Source organism: Pusillimonas sp. T2 (genome assembly GCF_002236805.1).
Lineage (GTDB): Bacteria > Pseudomonadota > Gammaproteobacteria > Burkholderiales > Burkholderiaceae_B > Neopusillimonas.
Window position 1 is genome coordinate 509,636 of record NZ_NIQA01000002.1, and the last position, 16,342, is coordinate 525,977.

At 52.6% G+C, this 16,342-nt stretch carries 16 protein-coding genes; 8 read left to right on the top strand and 8 right to left on the bottom strand.

Annotation, left to right across the window (positions count from 1 at the left end):
- Positions 1 to 616: 616 nt before the first annotated feature.
- The 3 genes from dctP to PuT2_RS05485 all read left to right on the top strand — a co-directional run bounded on the left by dctP (position 617) and on the right by PuT2_RS05485 (position 3,571).
- Complete coding sequence (gene dctP, locus PuT2_RS05475) at positions 617 to 1,609, top strand: TRAP transporter substrate-binding protein DctP (RefSeq protein ID WP_158214014.1); 993 nt, start codon at positions 617 to 619, stop codon at positions 1,607 to 1,609.
- Between the two features lie 91 nt (positions 1,610 to 1,700).
- A complete protein-coding gene (locus PuT2_RS05480) occupies positions 1,701 to 2,252 on the top strand; it encodes a TRAP transporter small permease (RefSeq protein WP_093970002.1) in 552 nt (183 codons plus the stop codon).
- A 2-nt stretch (positions 2,253 to 2,254) separates the two neighbouring features.
- Positions 2,255 to 3,571 (top strand): TRAP transporter large permease, encoded by a 1,317-nt coding sequence (locus PuT2_RS05485; protein ID WP_216820798.1) that lies wholly within the window; start codon positions 2,255 to 2,257, stop codon positions 3,569 to 3,571.
- A gap of 89 nt (positions 3,572 to 3,660) precedes the next feature.
- Here the strand turns inward: PuT2_RS05485 and PuT2_RS05490 are convergent, their stop codons facing one another.
- A complete protein-coding gene (locus tag PuT2_RS05490) occupies positions 3,661 to 4,224 on the bottom strand; it encodes a TetR/AcrR family transcriptional regulator (protein WP_254046946.1) in 564 nt (187 codons plus the stop codon).
- A 166-nt stretch (positions 4,225 to 4,390) separates the two neighbouring features.
- Between PuT2_RS05490 and PuT2_RS05495 the strand changes: the two genes are divergently transcribed.
- Genes PuT2_RS05495 through PuT2_RS05510 form a run of 4 tightly spaced genes read left to right on the top strand, consistent with a single transcriptional unit; the run spans position 4,391 to position 7,836 of the window.
- Positions 4,391 to 5,710, top strand: coding sequence for an aromatic ring-hydroxylating dioxygenase subunit alpha (locus tag PuT2_RS05495; RefSeq protein WP_093970004.1), 1,320 nt, complete (start codon positions 4,391 to 4,393; stop codon positions 5,708 to 5,710).
- Entirely contained in the window at positions 5,707 to 6,207 is a 501-nt protein-coding gene (locus PuT2_RS05500) for an aromatic-ring-hydroxylating dioxygenase subunit beta (RefSeq protein WP_093970005.1), read from the top strand. The genes PuT2_RS05495 and PuT2_RS05500 overlap by 4 nt, the downstream gene beginning before the upstream one ends.
- A gap of 21 nt (positions 6,208 to 6,228) precedes the next feature.
- Positions 6,229 to 7,395 carry an enolase C-terminal domain-like protein gene (locus PuT2_RS05505; RefSeq protein WP_093970006.1) on the top strand — a complete coding sequence of 389 codons (1,167 nt, stop codon included), beginning with the start codon at positions 6,229 to 6,231 and terminating at the stop codon, positions 7,393 to 7,395.
- 39 nt (positions 7,396 to 7,434) lie between these two features.
- Positions 7,435 to 7,836, top strand: a complete 402-nt coding sequence (locus PuT2_RS05510; RefSeq protein ID WP_093970007.1) for a VOC family protein — start codon at positions 7,435 to 7,437, stop codon at positions 7,834 to 7,836.
- Between the two features lie 59 nt (positions 7,837 to 7,895).
- On the opposite strand, the gene PuT2_RS05515 is transcribed toward PuT2_RS05510, so the two are convergent.
- From PuT2_RS05515 to PuT2_RS05540, 6 genes are all read right to left on the bottom strand, one after another.
- A complete protein-coding gene (locus PuT2_RS05515; protein WP_093970008.1) occupies positions 7,896 to 10,262 on the bottom strand; it encodes a xanthine dehydrogenase family protein molybdopterin-binding subunit in 2,367 nt (788 codons plus the stop codon).
- Positions 10,255 to 10,743: a (2Fe-2S)-binding protein gene (locus PuT2_RS05520; RefSeq protein ID WP_254046947.1), complete on the bottom strand. Its 489-nt coding sequence runs from the start codon at positions 10,741 to 10,743 to the stop codon at positions 10,255 to 10,257. Before PuT2_RS05520 ends, PuT2_RS05515 begins: the two co-directional genes overlap by 8 nt.
- Positions 10,730 to 11,608, bottom strand: a complete 879-nt coding sequence (locus tag PuT2_RS05525) for a xanthine dehydrogenase family protein subunit M (RefSeq protein WP_093970009.1) — start codon at positions 11,606 to 11,608, stop codon at positions 10,730 to 10,732. Before PuT2_RS05525 ends, PuT2_RS05520 begins: the two co-directional genes overlap by 14 nt.
- A 69-nt stretch (positions 11,609 to 11,677) precedes the next feature.
- Positions 11,678 to 12,139: a CoxG family protein gene (locus PuT2_RS05530; protein ID WP_093970010.1), complete on the bottom strand. Its 462-nt coding sequence runs from the start codon at positions 12,137 to 12,139 to the stop codon at positions 11,678 to 11,680.
- A gap of 324 nt (positions 12,140 to 12,463) precedes the next feature.
- Positions 12,464 to 13,345 (bottom strand): alpha/beta hydrolase, encoded by an 882-nt coding sequence (locus PuT2_RS05535; protein ID WP_093970011.1) that lies wholly within the window; start codon positions 13,343 to 13,345, stop codon positions 12,464 to 12,466.
- A 37-nt stretch (positions 13,346 to 13,382) separates the two neighbouring features.
- A complete protein-coding gene (locus PuT2_RS05540) occupies positions 13,383 to 14,354 on the bottom strand; it encodes a bile acid:sodium symporter family protein (protein ID WP_093970012.1) in 972 nt (323 codons plus the stop codon).
- 90 nt (positions 14,355 to 14,444) lie between these two features.
- On the opposite strand from PuT2_RS05540, the gene PuT2_RS05545 reads away from it, so the two are divergent.
- Complete coding sequence (locus PuT2_RS05545) at positions 14,445 to 15,377, top strand: LysR family transcriptional regulator (protein ID WP_093970013.1); 933 nt, start codon at positions 14,445 to 14,447, stop codon at positions 15,375 to 15,377.
- Here PuT2_RS05545 and PuT2_RS05550 read toward each other — a convergent pair.
- Positions 15,369 to 16,304: a DMT family transporter gene (locus PuT2_RS05550; protein WP_093970014.1), complete on the bottom strand. Its 936-nt coding sequence runs from the start codon at positions 16,302 to 16,304 to the stop codon at positions 15,369 to 15,371. The genes PuT2_RS05545 and PuT2_RS05550 overlap by 9 nt on opposite strands.
- Positions 16,305 to 16,342 lie beyond the last annotated feature (38 nt).

Here is a 16,342-nt window from a genome sequence, read left to right on the forward strand (position 1 = left end):
TTTACTGTATGTTGACAGCCACTTAGAGTTGATTCCTGGCCCTGCCGCAACGCCAAAGCGCGAATTAACCGCTAACCCGAGAAGCGACTTTTGGGGGACTTTTGGAACATGCGGAAACGGGCCATCGAAGCTAGGCCCCAACGCGGCATTCTCTTCAAAGCTTTTATCAAATCGGTACATAGGGGAATCACCCCACGTACTTGCAACATTTACGTTGTTTTGCTCGCCATCGGATGAGATGGCGAAGATGTTGTGATTGGTCACCATAGATCCCCTGTCTGGATGCTGTCAGAAGTCAGAATGTTTGCGTGCGCTGAGTCTGCATAAGCAAACGCAGTCATGCCCTTTAAAGCGCCATAGAACGAACTATTAAATTCAGTACATCAGCCTATTAAAAATAAACCAAATTCTGTTTTAGTACGGTCGTGCCGTCAACATAAATTTGCATCGCTGGCAAAGGCTGCCCGGCAATAGCCTGTAGGCATAGAGCACTACATCAGTGTTATCCCTGTCTTGCGTTAACGTGTTGTTTACATCCAGAATGACATTCGTTTTTAAAGTTGGCTCATGGCAATTTTCAGCACATTCCTTCACCCCAACCAGAAAGAGGGCACCCATGGTAGCAAGACTCAACATCCTGACTAAGTTAGGCCGCGCAGTTGGCATCTCCGCCTTTAGCATTGCCTGTCTGGCCGCATTCCCCGCATCTGCTGCTGCGGCTGAAGTTCAACTCAAAGCGGCGTCGTTTATTCCATTCAACACAGCATTCGGTAGACCGTTCAAGGCATTCATCGATCGCGTCAACGAAACAGGGAAAGGCGTCATACAGATTTCGGCTGTAGGGCCCGAAGCAATTCCCGGGATGGAACAACCTAATGCGCTGCGCAGTGGGCTCGTAGACATGATCGCCAATCCGCCCAGCATGTACAAATCTGCCGTACCCGAAGCGCACGTGCAAGACCTCTCGAACATGACCCAGGCTGAACAGCGCGCCTCGGGCGGGCAAGCCGCAATGAACGAATCCCTCAAGAAGAAACTGAATGCCGTTTCCCTTACCGCATATGGTAACGGAGTGCCCTTTTACCTATACCTCACCCAAGACAAAGTCAAAAGCATTGAAGATTTCAAAGGTCTCCGGATACGCTCACAACCCAATTACGCGCCTTTCTTGCGCGCACTGGGCGCCAGCCAAACCATGGTGGCCATTCCCGAAACCTACACTGCACTTGAGCGCGGCGTTGTCGACGGTCTCGGCTACCCTGGCTGGGGTATCGAAGACCTGGGCTGGGACAAAATGCTCAAAGTGCGTGTCGAGCCGGGTTTCTATTCGGTGGTCGTCAATATCATGATGAACAACAAAAAGCTCGAACAGCTTACGCCTGAGCAACGCAAGGTGATTGACGATGCCGTCGTGTGGTTTGAGGACTACATGGTTCAGTACGATAAAGAGACCACGCTTAAAAGTTTTGAAGCGCAAAAGGCTGCCGGTATTAAAGCCGTTAACCTTGGCCCCGAATACCTGAAGCTGGCACGCGACGCCATGTGGGAGGATGTACTGAAGAACAGCCCTAAAGAAGCACAGGCCCTTCAGCCTCTTTTCCAGAAATAAACTTACTTAGTAACCAAACAACGCTACACAGCATCCCGGGCCCAATCTCGACACTCGATCGTTATGGGCCCGTCTGCCTTCGGAATCAAACATGCACCACCTGATGATGCTCCACTATTACGTCATACGAATCCTGGCGACATTCGCTGGTTTTTGTGTTGCCTTCCTTATTGTTGCCATCGGCGCAGAAGCCATCATGCGGTCACTAGATCTTGGTTATGTCCCTGGCATCATCGACTACTCGGAGTACTCGCTATTCCTGATCGCCATCCTGGCCGCGCCATGGTTATTGAACCAAAATCAGCACATTCGGGTTGACATCGTTCTTGCCCAGCTAAAGCCGGCCTCGCGACATCGCGTAGAACAACTGATCAACCTCATCCTGCTTATTATCGCGGCGACCATTCTTTACTATGGCGCGATAGTGCTTATAGAGTCCTGGGAACGTCAGGAAATTGTCTTTCGCGAAATAGAAATTCCTGACTGGTGGATGCAATGGCAAATACCCTTGGCCATGCTACTCATGTGCATCGAACTCCTGCAACGCCTGTTCTGGCCAAATTGCAGCTACCAACCCCAAGGAGCCTCTTGGCTGGACGATGACGACACCGAACCTCTTAAATCAAGCAACACCGGAGAATAACCGTGGATTGGATCACCGTCATTAGCGTAATGTTTGGGGGCGTCATACTGGCACTATTGCTTGGTATTCCCATCGTGTTCTCTTTCCTGTTGGTCAATATTATTGGCGCAGTATTCGTTTTGGGCGGCGAGGTAGGTTTGCTGCAGATGATTCGGAATATGCAAAGCGCGGTTGCAAGCTACTCATTGGTTCCCGTCGTGCTGTTTGTGTTCATGGGCGAGATAATGCTGCATACAGGGATCGCTTCTCGTGCAATCGACGCCATCGACAAGCTATTTACCCGGGTGCCTGGCCGGCTATCCATGATTGCAGTTGTGGGTGGCACAATCTTCTCTTCGCTGTCTGGGTCGACCATCGCAAATACGGCCGTACTCGGCAAAACACTGCTGCCACAAATGCTGGCAAAAGGTTATGCGCCAACAATTTCGATGGGGCCCATCATGGCAATCGGCGGAGTGGCAATGCTGATCCCGCCATCAGGGCTAGCCGTACTGTTAGCAAGCCTGGCCGAGATATCAGTAAATCATGTGCTAATCGCAGGCATCATCCCCGCATTGCTTATGGCCGCAGCCTTTTTCGCCTATATAGGTATCCGCTGCACAATTAACCCGTCTTTGGCTCCCAGTTATGAAATTGATCAACGCTCCTGGGGCGAACGCATAAAGCCACTATTTATCTATGTCTTGCCGTTGCTGATAATTTTTATCGCGGTTGTGGGTAGCATGGTCGGCGGTATTGCCACCCCCACCGAATCAGCGGCGCTGGGCTCTTTGGCAAGTATCGCGGTAGCGGCCTGCTATCGCGCCGTAAACCTCAAGAACCTCGCTCGCTCACTTAAAGAAACGCTCACGTTTTCAGCGATGATCTTGTTTGTCGTCTGCGCCTCATCAACGTTTTCGCAAATTCTGGCATATTCAGGGGCAACACAAAGCATATCTGCGCTGATCACCGGCATGGATCTGTCTCCAGTAGTGCTGCTGCTGGCTATGCTCTTGCTGCTGCTTGTATTGGGGTGCTTCATGGATCAGGTCAGCATGATGATGCTAACCTTGCCACTGTTCATGCCACTCATCACCGCGGCAGGCCTTAACGAGGTTTGGTTCGCCGTACTGATGCTGGTCGTACTTGAAATCAGTTTATGCACCCCGCCCTTTGGATTACTGCTGTTTGTCATGCAAGGGGTCGCACCGCGGGGTACCAGTCTGCGACAAATCTATGGCTCGGTAACGCCATTCATTTTGATACAGCTCGTTTTCATGCTGATCATCGTGGCGTTTCCTGCTGTTGCGCTTTGGCTGCCTTCGGCCATTCTTAAGTAAGCATCAGCCCCAAAAAGCTAGACCTTAGCCTATCAAAGGCCGCGCCAAAAACAAATACAAACTTACTTTTGGCGCGGCTTCAGGAGCCGCTAATCAGAGGTCTTTTTATCGTTGAGAATCAGGCCTGCCACCAGGTCGGCCATCGCAGTGACGTCTCTTGTGTCGCGAAGCCGTTGGTTAATGGAAAACCCGTCGAAAGCCATCCAGATTAAATGCGAAAGCAAACCCTCTTTTAGCAAATGCTGACGATCTTCCGGCAAAATTTCGGCCAATAAATCAGACAAATACTGCTCGACATACGCCAAAAGATTATTCGGCTTTCCCATTTCCGGGGGGGCAGACGCCAGCGCCTCGATGAGCGTGTTGGCAAACGAGTGATCGGTTGCAGGCAGATCTCCCCACAAGCCAACCAACAACCGCCTTAGCTGCATTGATGGCGATCGGAGCTTTCTAACCGCCGTTGCAAGCTTGTCTAGCTCTTGTATTTGCCATGGCCGATAGACCTCGTAGAGCAGCGAAATTTTTGAGTCGAAGTACACATACAACGTCCCCACGTTCATTTCGGCTTGCCGGGCAATTTCGGCCATTGTTGTCGCCGTGTACCCCTTTCTTGAAAACAAATCAAAAGCCGAAACCAGAATGGCTTCACGCATGTCGTTTTTCTTGACTTGAACCATAAATATTAAGCATTTGACGGAAAGTGAACACCTATTCTAACCCTTGATCCCTAGTATTTACACTAAGCCAGGCCAAATACCGTTGACAGGCCATCACCGATAGCTAAAAATAGAATCATATTTATTTTTGAGGCTAAAGATCATGACCATTACTGTCGAGGAAATAAAAGCCCTTGTGCAGCCACACGCTGTTCACAAGCGTGTTTATACCGATCAATCCATTTTCGACCTTGAAATCGAGCGAATCTTCAATAAAACCTGGATCTTCGTTGCGCACGAAAGCCAACTACGAAACCCTGGCGACTTTGTGCGTGCGCGTATCGGCACCCAAGACTACATTGCCACCCGCGGTGAACAAGGCGAAATCAACGTTATTCAAAACCGCTGCACACACCGCGGCGCAACGGTATGTCACGAACCACACGGCAACACCAAACGTTTCGTCTGTGGTTACCACCAATGGATGTTCGACCTGGGGGGAACGCTGCGAGGCCTGCCTCATCGCCAAAGCTACCCCGATACCTTTGTGCCAGAGTCAGAACAATATGCATTAAAGAAAGCCCCCCGGGTTGCAGAGTATCGTGGCTTCATTTTTGCCAGCCTTAGCGCCACTGGGCCAGACCTCGAAACCTTTCTTGGCCCGATGCTGGTTGCAATAGACAACCTTGTTGATCGATCACCGGTTGGCAAAATCGAACTCGTCCAGACCGCTTTTCGTCTTGAGTACAAAGGCAACTGGAAAATGCATCATGAAAATGCAAACGACACCATTCATCCAGGCGTTGTCCACAACTCATCGGTACAAACCGCACGTCAGCACGGTCCAGAAAGCACAAGCTTCGACTTTGGACAAACACGTGAAATGCTGCAAGGTAACGGCTTTAGCAAAAAAGAATGGGAAGGCATCGAGCAAGTCGCCGTACCAGGTGGGCACAGCTATATGGACGGCATCTACCGTAATGGCCTGCTCGCCCGCAAAGAAGTCGACCCGGTTCGAGACGCCTACGAAGATGCGATGATCAAGGCTTATGGCATTGAACGCACGCGCAGCATTCTTGACCTCGACCGTTTCAACAACCTGATCTACCCCAATATCAACATCAACGCCCAGTACCACCAACTTCGCATCGTTCATCCTGTGGCGCCAGACCGCACCTTGGTGATATCGCACTGCTTCAAGCTTGTCGGCGCTCCCGACGAAATCTTCCACCGCGCGATTCGATTTTTAACTAACCTTGGTTCGCCCGCATCAATGATTTATGGTGACGACGCCACTATTTTCGAACGCTGCAACGTTGGCCTGCGCAGCAGTGGTGAAGACACCTGGGTAGACATGCAGCGAGGGGTCGGCCTGGAACGCCCCTTGCCAAACGGCAGCACAATCAGCGCCGCTACCGAAGCCCCTATCCGCTCACAATTTCATGCCTGGCTTGACTACATGACTGCCGGAGACCAATCATGACCCACCCTTCCAACACTGTCGGCGCGTCGATCGACTACAGCACAATTCAGCAATTTCTTTATCGCGAAGCCAGGCTGCTTGACCAGTTGCTCTACGACGATTGGCTTTCTCTGTTCGCCGACGGCGGTACGTACTGGATCCCCGCAGTTCGCGGGCAAACAGACCCGCTCAACGTACCCTCCATCATCTACGAAAACACAGATTTGCTTAAGATGCGGGTGCGTCGTCTTGCCGACGAACGGACATACCAGTCGGCGCCACGCCCCTACACCACTCACATCGTTGGCAATATTCTTGTCGAAGACCCGGGTCAGCACGACCTCGTCGTCCACTCGTCACTGATGGTCCACGAGTTTCGAGACGAGCAACGTAGACTGTTTTCCGGCTTATGCACCCATGTGTTGCGCAACACGCCCGAAGGGATGAAAATTGCCTCCAAACGCATCGAGCTGACCGACTGCGATGGGCTGCATACCGCATTCATGAGCCTGCTCTAGTCGACACGGGGTAACTCAATAATGACCCGCATTGTCAACTTCATAGAAAAAACCATTAGCCTTGCCTCCGGCATGCGTAACGCCGACATCAACTTTGACACGATGACCGCCAGCGCGGTTGTCATGGTGTCAGATGTCATGCGTAACGGCAGGCCGCTGGTGGGCGTAGCCTTCGACTCTATCGGTCGATATGGGCACGGAGCCTTGCTCCAAGAGCGCTTTATACCTCGGCTGCTAAATGCCCCCCCCTCAACATATGCCAACCCTCATGGCCCTGGTATTTGTCCACACAGACTCTGGTCAGTGGTCATGGCAAACGAAAAGGCTGGTGGTCACGGCGAGCGTGCCGGCGCAGTCGGGCTGATCGACGCAGCAGCCTGGGACCTCCAGGCAAAAATCGAAGACAAACCGCTTTGGGCCTTGCTAAACGAGAAATTTCCAGGCGCGTCTACGCCGAACCAAACTGCAATTTACGCCAGCGGCGGCCATTACCGCCCCAACGAGGGGCTTGACGGGCCTAAACAAGAGATCTCCCGATACTGTCAGCGTGGGTTTACTCGTTTCAAAATCAAAGCTGGGGGTCTGCCTATCGAGCAAGACTTGGTACGCATCGAAATGGCTATTGACGCTGCCGGTGGTGCGGAAAACCTGTCTCTTGATTTCAATGCAGGGCTTACCGAAGCAAATGCCCACGATTGGCTAAATGCAGTCAAGGGCCGTCAGCTCGCCTGGGTCGAAGAGCCCGTTGACCCGCTAAATTACCAACTTTTGGCCGAACTGTGTCATGCCTACCCAGGCGCAATCAGCACGGGTGAAAATTTGTTTTCTTTTGCCGACACCAGGAACCTTCTGCGCTATGGCGGTATGCGGCCAAACAAAGACCTGCTTAATATGGACATCTCTTTAAGCTACGGCTTGGTCGAATACGGGCGTATTCTTGATTTATTGGCCGCATGCGGCTGGTCGCGCAGCGCCTGCATTCCACATGCGGGGCACCTACTATCTGCGCACGCAGCGGCCGGGCTTGGGTTGGGCGGGCACGAAACGGCGCCTGATCACCCCATATTTGGCCAATTCCCCGAGGGGAGCAGCATTGTCGACGGCCAATTGCGACTCGGAGACATCCCCGGCACCGGACTAGAACACACTGCTGGCCTAAAAAGCATTTTTAGCTCGATACTTTCTTGATCCAAACACCGACAGCACACTTCCTACCAGGAGAACAGCATGGCAAAACTTCGACACGTCGCGATTCAGGTACCCGACCTTGAGCGCGCTGCAGCCTTTTACGTTAATGCATTAGAAATGGAGCGCGTGGCAGAGGCAGAATCGCCCATCGGCAATGCCGTCATGCTAACCGACGGTACGATGAACCTGACATTGCTCAACTTCCCCGACGGGAAAGGCGGTCAGGTCAATGGACCCGATTGGGCAGGCATCCACCACATCGGTTTTGTTGTAGATAACGAAGAAGAAACCGCCAAAAAAATTGAGGCGGAAGGGGGTAAATTTTTCCTGAAACTTCCGGACAACTACCCCGGCGTCGACGCTGAGTCAAAATATAAAGATCCGTTCGGCGTCGTTTTCGATGTCTCAGAGCATATCTGGACAATTACCAAAAAAAACTGAAATTGCACAACACCGCCACATGCCGGCAAAACTAATAGCCGGCATGTGTCGGGCGGTATTCACTGGTGCCGCGCCCGCAACACCGACGACAAGATATGCTCTGGCGTAAAGGGTTGTTTTTCAACAGCCACACCGACAGGCCTTAAAGCATCATTAACGCCAGACCAGATGGCCCCGATTGCTCCCACTGTGCCAGCCTCCCCAACCCCTTTTGCGCCCAACAGTGTTTCGCGCTCGGGTGTAGACACGTGCAATACTTTAATGTCAGGCATTTCAGAGGCCATGGGTACCAAATAGTCGGCCAACGACGCATTGGTCATTTGCCCTGTTTCACTGTAGGTGCAGTTTTCGTAAAGAGCAGCACCAATTCCCTGAACTACCCCCCCTCGGACTTGCTCATCGACAAGCATCGGGTTAATCACACGACCACAGTCTTCCACCACCCAGAAGTCAAGCACTTTGACCTCTCCTGTTTCAATGTCAACCTTGACCGCCGCCGCCTGAATGCCATTGGCCAGAAAATAAGGTTTATCGGAAGGCGCAAAACTACGCTCAACGGCTAATGGCGGCAAGTCGCGCAAAGGTACCTGTGTTGAGTCGTAGTGTGCGGTATACGCCAGCTCGGCAAGCGTACAAACGACCTCTCCCGACGCATCAATAACCGCCGACCCCTGAAGCTGCAAATGCTTCGGATCAAAACCTTTCCAGGCCGCAGCAATAGCAAGCAAATTGGCTTTAAGTGTTTGAGAAGCCCGCAAAGCAGCCTCGCCGCCAAGCGCAATGCCTCGGGAAGCCCAGGTGCCACCGCCAAGCGGATCATTTTGGGTATCACCACTGCAAACAACGACCTCGCTCAAGGCGCAACCCATGGTATCTGCAATAATTTGCGCCAAACCTGTATGGGCACCTTGCCCATTTTCGGATGCGCTGGTCGCGCAGTAAAAGCTGCCATCAGCCTGCAACTGCAATCGCACACTTTCTTTGCCCGCAACCCTGACACCATTACGCCCATACAGGCCCGCACCCACACCGGTCTGCTCGATGAAGGTGCACAACCCAACACCAACATAAGCCGTGTCGTTATCTGCTGCTTTTTGCCTTTGAATATAGGACTGGAAGCCGGTGTCTTGTGCCAGCGTGTCTAGACACTGTTGCAAAGACAGGTTACTTAACTGCTCATTCGGCACTGCCTCAAAGTCGCTAGCACTTACATAGTTTTTACGCCGAATCTGCAATCGGTCAATACCAGCAGCTGCAGCAGCATTATCGAGCAGCTGCTCGATAATGGCGGCGGCCAGCGGCTGACCCACTGCGCGATAAGCCCCGGTGGGCACCTTGTTTACGAACGCACCCCTAACGCGACCTTGTCGCGCAGGAATGCGATAGGCCGACCCGCACATTTCCAAAACCTGGAGTGCCTCGCCCACACTGCTTCTTGGGTATAGCGAGACCGCCCCAAACGTAAACAGGACATCGAATCGCAACCCCAGGATAGTCCCTTCTTCGTCGACAGCCAGCGATGCCGTAGCCTTTGCATCGCGAGCATGCGCATCGCTGACGAAAGATTCGAGGCGGTCGGCCTGATACTTGACCGTTATACCCAACAACTTTGCAATTGCCACAGCTGCCATTTCATCTGGATAAGCATGCAGCTTTATGCCAAACGCCCCACCAACGTCAGGGCATATGACTCTGACACTTGACAAGGGAACGCCCAATTGCCGGGAATAAATCTCCTGCATTTGAAAGGGCGACTGATGCGACTGATAAACAACCAACGAATTATTTCGGGCATCGAACTGCGCAACAACACCGCGCGACTCTAATGGCACACCCGTTTGCCGCCCAAAAGAGAACTGGTGCGAGACTACGAAAGGCGCATTCTCGAACACGCCATCAACGTCTCCATTCGAAACCGTGCGCTCTAGAGCAAGATTGCTTTCAATCGCGGGATGCGCCAAGGGCGCTGACGGCATTAACGCCAATTCGGCATCAACAACCGGATCAAGCTCTTCCCAATCGATGTCAATCGCATCCAGAGCATCTTCGGCCTGGGCGCGGGTATCGGCAACGATAGCCACCACCGGCTCGCCTTGCCAAAACACCTCGTCGATCGCCAAAGGATGCTGAGGCGCTGAAACATGCTGCGGCAGCAAGGCAAGGCTGGTCACCCATGCACCGCAAACAGACAACAAATCGCGACCACTGATGACTTTGTAAACGCCCGGCAATGCCTCTACGTGCGAGTTGTCACCCAAAGCAAACCGCGCCCGGGCGAAAGGACTTCGATAGAAGGCAATATGGTAATGCTGCCCCAACCTCAGGTCGTCGAGATATGTCCCACGACCGGCAACCAGCAAATTCGCCTTACTGCGTTTTTGCGAAGTCCCCACCAGTCCATTTGTGAACTCATGCAGCTTATTCATTGCGATTGCGCTCCAAAATCACTTCTTCGATGGCATCAACAATGGCGTGATAACCGGTGCAACGACAAAAATTGCCGGAAATTTCTTCTCGAATTTGAGTGCGATCGACCTCGCGCCCCGACTCAACGAGCTCGAGCCCAGTCAGCAACATGCCCGGCGTACAGTAGCCACATTGCAAAGCATTGTGCTCAACAAATGCCCTCTGCAGGCGAGCGGCTTCACCCGATTGGCTCACGCCTTCAATGGTCTGAACAGAGCGGCCATCGAGCTGGGCTGCAAACATCAAACACCCCCTGACAACCACACCGTCTACGCGAACATTGCATGCGCCACAAATGCCCGACTCACACCCCACATGCGTACCCGTCAGGCCAAGATCATGACGAAGAAAATCGACCAGATTGCGACGAACAGGCACAACCCGCGTCATCGTTTGACCGTTGACATTTACGGTAATGCACGCTTCTTTAACTGTTTCCACAAGCCGCCTCCTGGAACACCCCTAACAAAACCCGATGTATCAGCGCCCGAACTTGCTCGCGTCTAACCTGCTCGTGCTCGATAGAATCGATCTCGAGCTGATTCGAAACTTTATCGGCTACAGAACTAGCCAGCGCCGCATTAGCCTCTTGCGCTTCGGCCAGGTCGCGAGCTTCGGCAGACAAGACCGGCGTTGGCCCGACCCCAAATGTGACCATATCAAGGTCGCGGACAATGCCGTTATTAATCGCGCAGCGCACCGCTACCCCGGCTATTGCAAAGTCGCCGTGACGCCGACTCAGCTCGGTGAACCCAGTGTAATAACCTGGCTGGTCGACCGGCCAAATCACGTTAGTCAATAGTTCATCGTCCCGGCGCGCAGTGTCGTAAAGCCCGAAAAAAAATTCCCGGGCAGATACACGTCTGACACCCTCTTTTTTACTTTGCAGCACCAAGCTTGCATTCAACGCAACGGCACAGGCCGGCATCTCGGCAGATGGGTCTGCCAACGCCAAGCTACCGCATGTGGTGCCCCTGTTTCGTACCGCGGGATGCGCCACATACGCCATGGCCTTGCCCACCAGCGAAACATGTTGTCGAATGAGCGGTGAGGCAGCAACCTGCGCATGGCGTGCCAAGGCCCCCACGCTCACCCCCTGGCCATCATCGGTCAGCTTAATACCCTCGAGCGCCGACACCCGATTAATATCAATTAACAGCTCTGCCGAAGACAACCGAAGATTCATCGCAGGAACAAGGCTTTGCCCTCCGGCCAGAACCCGGGCGTCAGACCCGTACTCAGCCATAAGCTCGCAAACGTCATCAACGTTGTCCGGACAACAGTAGGCGAAATCTGGGGCTTTCATTTTGCACAACCTCCATCTCAAACTCTTATCGCAAGCCAATAACCTCGCTTGCCTTACAACCGGCTCGTACTATGCTTGCTCGGTGTCTTTAGAAAAAGACGCCACGAATTTTTCGAAAAAATCGTCAGCCATTTTCTTGGCCGCACTATCAATAAGGCGCGACCCCAGCTGCGCCAATTTCCCACCTATTTGGGCGGACGCGTCATAACAAAGCAGCGTTTGATGCAGGTCGTCGTGAGGCCTCAATGACACTTTAGCCGTCCCCTTGGCGTGCCCCGCGACCCCGCCCTGCCCTTCAAACCGAATGGTGTAGGCGGTTGGGGCCTCAATATCGAGCAACGACATCTTCCCTTTGAACTTTGCATTTACAGGGCCAATTTTTACCGCGACGGCCACGTCGTACACATCAGGCTCTAACAGCTCAAGACGATCGCAGCCTGCAATGCACCCTCTCAGCCTATCGATATCGTTTAACGCTTCCCACACTGCCGCTGGCGGAGCTGGAACAACTCGCTCACTGAACATTTCCATTTATTTACCTACCCAAAATAACTTGAGCCCAGAATTAATAATAAATATCATTTTGTGTTGACACGGAATTAATGTCAATCGAATCGGCTTTTCATCACCCCACAAGGCCATCAGTAAATACCCTTAATGCTGATGATTTATAGGGATATCCCTAGCATAATTTAATGGGAAGCATATAAAATCAATCGATGAAAAAAAATAAAATCACTCCAAAAATAAATATTATTTAATTTTAAGCGTATTGATTCAATACAAGAAATAAAATAAAGGCAAATACGAAACGACGCCCAAGCCCCGCTTAGGGCCCTTCACACTTACGTCTGATCAGCGCAGCGGCTTAGCGCAATCTTCAATCAGGCGACTAAAACACTGCGCCATATAACCACTGGCCTCGCCGAAAGTTTGCAAAACCTCGAAATGGTTCAAGCCGCGGCCTACGCCATCTTGCAACTTAACTCCCTCTCGTTGAAGCTTCGCGACATAAGCATCGTGCTGCCGGATAAACTCGGGAGACTCGAGTTCACCGCGCAGCACTAAAAATCTTAGGGTGCCATTTGTACTATGCCTCATGGGACTCAGGGCAAAAACTTCGGCAGGTGAAAGCTCTAAATACTCGCGACGTTTGGAATGAACGACCGGCTCAAGGTCGTAAATACCACTGCACAACAAGACGCTGTTAATTAGCCCAGGCGACTGAGGTAACAGAGTCGCCCAATCAAGCCCGGCCATACAGGCGGCCAAATGGGAGCCCGAAGAGTGACTAACCAAATGAACCTCGGGAGCCGTTTGGTATTGAGTCATATTTCGGGCTACCCACGAAACGCCATTCACCACTTGATTCAACATGGGGAAAAGTCTTCCGCCAGTTGCGGGCGCATTATCGAAATTCAGGCAAACATAGTTAACATCCAGCTGCTGGGTAAGCCACTGAGCGGGGAAAAGATAGTCTTCTGCCGCACCAACTCGCCACGCGCCACCGTGAATGAACACCACCACCGGACGACCGGGAGTTCTGGCTTTAAACCAGTACCCGTAGTCAGAGGCCCTCAAACCATAGGCAAAGCGCTCGCTTGGCACTGCGGCATGCACAGTTCTACTTTGCTGTGTGTACCACTGATTTACCTCGCGCGTATTGGCGGCATATAGCCCTTGGTCGTAGTGCCGCTCGATCTCGGCAACACTTAGCTGCTTCCAGTCGGCCGTCATGGCACCCCCAAAAAAGTTGAAATTAACATCTTGTGCGCTATAGCCCTTTGCGCTGGCGATGCCAGCGTTGGGCTAAAGCCGAGCTAACCACTAGCTGCAGCAGATGAAAGATCATCAACGGTAAAACCATGACCCCAGCCACCGACGGAACAAACAAAACCTGCGACATCGGCACGCCACTGGCCAGACTTTTCTGGGCGCCCCCAAACAATGCAGTGACCTGATCTTCGTGGCTAAACCCACAAGCCTTTGCTAGCCCAAACACAAACAGCATGGCCAAGACTAGAAAAATCAGGCTTATTGCAACCAGACTCGCCACCATGGCAAAGGAAACCTGCTGCCAGATCCCCCCGACCACAGCCGCACTGAATGCGCTGTAAATGACCAGCAAAATCGAGCCACGATCAACAAAAGACAACACCTTTCCTGCCTTGCGAAAGGCACCGTCAAAATATGGACGCAAAAAATGCCCGGCCAAGAAAGGCAACATGAGCTGCAAGAAGATATCGATAACGGAGTCTATCGGCGAACCGACACCGGTCGTTGGCGTAATCAGACCATTAACTAAAAACGGCGTAATCACGATACCCAGCAGCGTCGAGACCGAGGCACTACAGACAGCGGCGGGCACATTACCCCCCGCAATACCGGTCAGTGCGACCGCTGACTGGACCGTTGCCGGCAGCATGCACAGATACAACACACCCAAATAAAGCTCTGAACCGACCAACGGCAATAGCACCGGGCGCAGAATGAACCCCATCAAGGGGAAAAAAACAAACGTACAACTCAAAATCAATGCGTGCAAACGCCAGTGTGTCAGCCCATCAATAATTGCCTGACGCGGCAATTTAGCGCCATGCAAAAAAAACAACAGTGCAATTGCTGCTGTTGTGACGTATTTCAGGACGATTGCAAACAATCCGGACGCCGGCAGCAAACTGGCCAACACCACGGTTGCAGCCAACAATAACGTGTAATTATCGGGAAGAAAGGGAGCGCGTTTCATGACGCTATTGAACGCCACTTTCAAAAAATAATGAAATTAATTTATCTGATCTATTTATAATCTTTTTGCATAAATTAATACTGAGCATGGATGAACATTAGTCTCAAGCAGTTGCAGGTTTTCCGCGCTGTGGCGGCCGAACGCAACTTCAGCAGAGCCGGCGAACTCGTTGGGTTAACACAGCCGGCAGTTAGTCGCGCCATCAACGAACTCGAATACCAACTAGACCTGCGCCTGTTCGATCGCACCACCCGCGATGTGCAACTGACCCAAGCGGGGCAAATTTTGGCCCAACGCCTGCCTCGCTGGATCGATGAGCTTGAAAATACCCTGAATGAACTGCATAGCTGGGCACACAACCGCGTAGGCAAAGTTCGACTAGCCAGCAGCCCCACATTGTCGGCGGCACTCATGCCACACTGCCTTGCACTTTGTGCCCAACAAGAACCCGGGCTGCACGTGATATTGCTCGATCGCATTCAAGAAAATGTCCTGAACAGCATCCTGACGGGTGAGGTCGATTTCGGCATTATCGTTGAGCCCGACTCGGCGACCATGCGAGAGCTCGATTGCGAAATCCTTCTAACCGACCCCTTTGTAGTCGTTTGCCCTGAAAACCACCCCCTGGTTCGCCCTAAAAATGGCCGTCACAAGACGCCCGCATGGTCCGACTTATCTGGCTCAGATCTTATTTTGCTAGACCGAGCCTCGGGCAGCCGCCGCCTGATCGACGAAGTGCTCAATCGGCAGGACGTCCGACACCAAGTGGTACAAGAAGTTGGTCATGTGACAACCGGCTTCGAGATGGTTCGCGCCGGTTTGGGCATAAATGTTGTGCCCAGCCTGGCTGTCCCCGAAACCGGGCTGCCCGGATTAGCGGTCATTTGTCCCAGGCCAATCAGACACCGTCGCGTCATGCTCGCACGGCAAAAAAACAAAACACTGGCACCACTGGCCAGCACGCTATGGACTATCGTGAAATCAAGTACGCAACAAACAATGCAGCGACGTAAATCACTGTGAATTCCGTCGCTTTTTAAGCACTTGCACAAACCAGCCGTAGCCGCTGACGGTGACGATACCAATACCCACGAGCAGCGCGCCAATAAGGAAGCTGGTGTCCAGGGGTTCATTCAGCAGCCACACGCCAAAAATAACGCCGAACATCGGGGTCATGAACGAGAAGACGCCAAGGCGAGAAGCAAGGTATTTTCGTAGCAGCCAGAACCAGGTCAGGAAGGTAATGAACGAGACCACAATGCCCTGGAACAGGACGCTGCCAATGGCAATTGGCGTCGGGTTGACACTAGCCTGGCCCGAGACGACAGCAGCCAAAAGCAACAACACAAATGCCCCAATCAGTTGGTACATCAGTGTGATGGTGGCCGGCGTATTCGATAGTTTTGAACAGCGGATTACTACGGTGGTCGCCCCCCAAGCAGCGCCGGCCAGCAAACCTAGAAAATCACCCCACAACATGTCGGCCGCCTGACGTGCGTTGTCGCTGTTGTCAGGGCCAAAAAACGCCACAGCCACGCCAACAAAAGCGACCAAAATGCCGACCCACTGGGCGGGCGCCAGTCGCTCTTCGGGCAAGCGCCAATGCAAGCCGATGGCGGCAAAGAACGGGGCGGTATACAAGAACACCGTCATGTGCGACGCCGTGGTGTAACGCAGACCTTCGCCCATTAGCAAGAACTCGAGGGCAAACAACAAGCCCACCAACAACCCTGGGCGCCAAGTACCGTCGCTGAACGACACCGGCACGCGCTGCCAAAGCATAAGCAGGCCCACCAGCACAATGGCAATGCCCGAGCGAAAGGCAATTTGAAGGATAGGCGCAATATCGGGCCCCGCCGCCTTGATGGCAATTTGCTGAAACGCCCAAATCATGCACAGCACCGTCATGATGCCAACGGCGCTGGTATCAATTGCCTTACGTGAATCCATCTCCCACCCTTCAGTTTCGATTGTTGTTTTGTTCAGGG

Bases quoted from the DNA above. Each gene is read 5' to 3' on its own strand.
- dctP (WP_158214014.1), top strand. From the start codon at position 617: ATGGTAGCAAGACTCAACATCCTGACTAAGTTAGGCCGCGCAGTTGGC.
- PuT2_RS05480 (WP_093970002.1), top strand. From the start codon at position 1,701: ATGCACCACCTGATGATGCTCCACTATTACGTCATACGAATCCTGGCG.
- PuT2_RS05490 (WP_254046946.1), bottom strand. From the start codon at position 4,224: ATGCGTGAAGCCATTCTGGTTTCGGCTTTTGATTTGTTTTCAAGAAAG.
- PuT2_RS05495 (WP_093970004.1), top strand. From the start codon at position 4,391: ATGACCATTACTGTCGAGGAAATAAAAGCCCTTGTGCAGCCACACGCT.
- PuT2_RS05500 (WP_093970005.1), top strand. From the start codon at position 5,707: ATGACCCACCCTTCCAACACTGTCGGCGCGTCGATCGACTACAGCACA.
- PuT2_RS05505 (WP_093970006.1), top strand. From the start codon at position 6,229: ATGACCCGCATTGTCAACTTCATAGAAAAAACCATTAGCCTTGCCTCC.
- PuT2_RS05510 (WP_093970007.1), top strand. From the start codon at position 7,435: ATGGCAAAACTTCGACACGTCGCGATTCAGGTACCCGACCTTGAGCGC.
- PuT2_RS05515 (WP_093970008.1), bottom strand. From the start codon at position 10,262: ATGAATAAGCTGCATGAGTTCACAAATGGACTGGTGGGGACTTCGCAA.
- PuT2_RS05525 (WP_093970009.1), bottom strand. From the start codon at position 11,608: ATGAAAGCCCCAGATTTCGCCTACTGTTGTCCGGACAACGTTGATGAC.
- PuT2_RS05530 (WP_093970010.1), bottom strand. From the start codon at position 12,139: ATGGAAATGTTCAGTGAGCGAGTTGTTCCAGCTCCGCCAGCGGCAGTG.
- PuT2_RS05535 (WP_093970011.1), bottom strand. From the start codon at position 13,345: ATGACGGCCGACTGGAAGCAGCTAAGTGTTGCCGAGATCGAGCGGCAC.
- PuT2_RS05540 (WP_093970012.1), bottom strand. From the start codon at position 14,354: ATGAAACGCGCTCCCTTTCTTCCCGATAATTACACGTTATTGTTGGCT.
- PuT2_RS05545 (WP_093970013.1), top strand. From the start codon at position 14,445: ATGAACATTAGTCTCAAGCAGTTGCAGGTTTTCCGCGCTGTGGCGGCC.
- PuT2_RS05550 (WP_093970014.1), bottom strand. From the start codon at position 16,304: ATGGATTCACGTAAGGCAATTGATACCAGCGCCGTTGGCATCATGACG.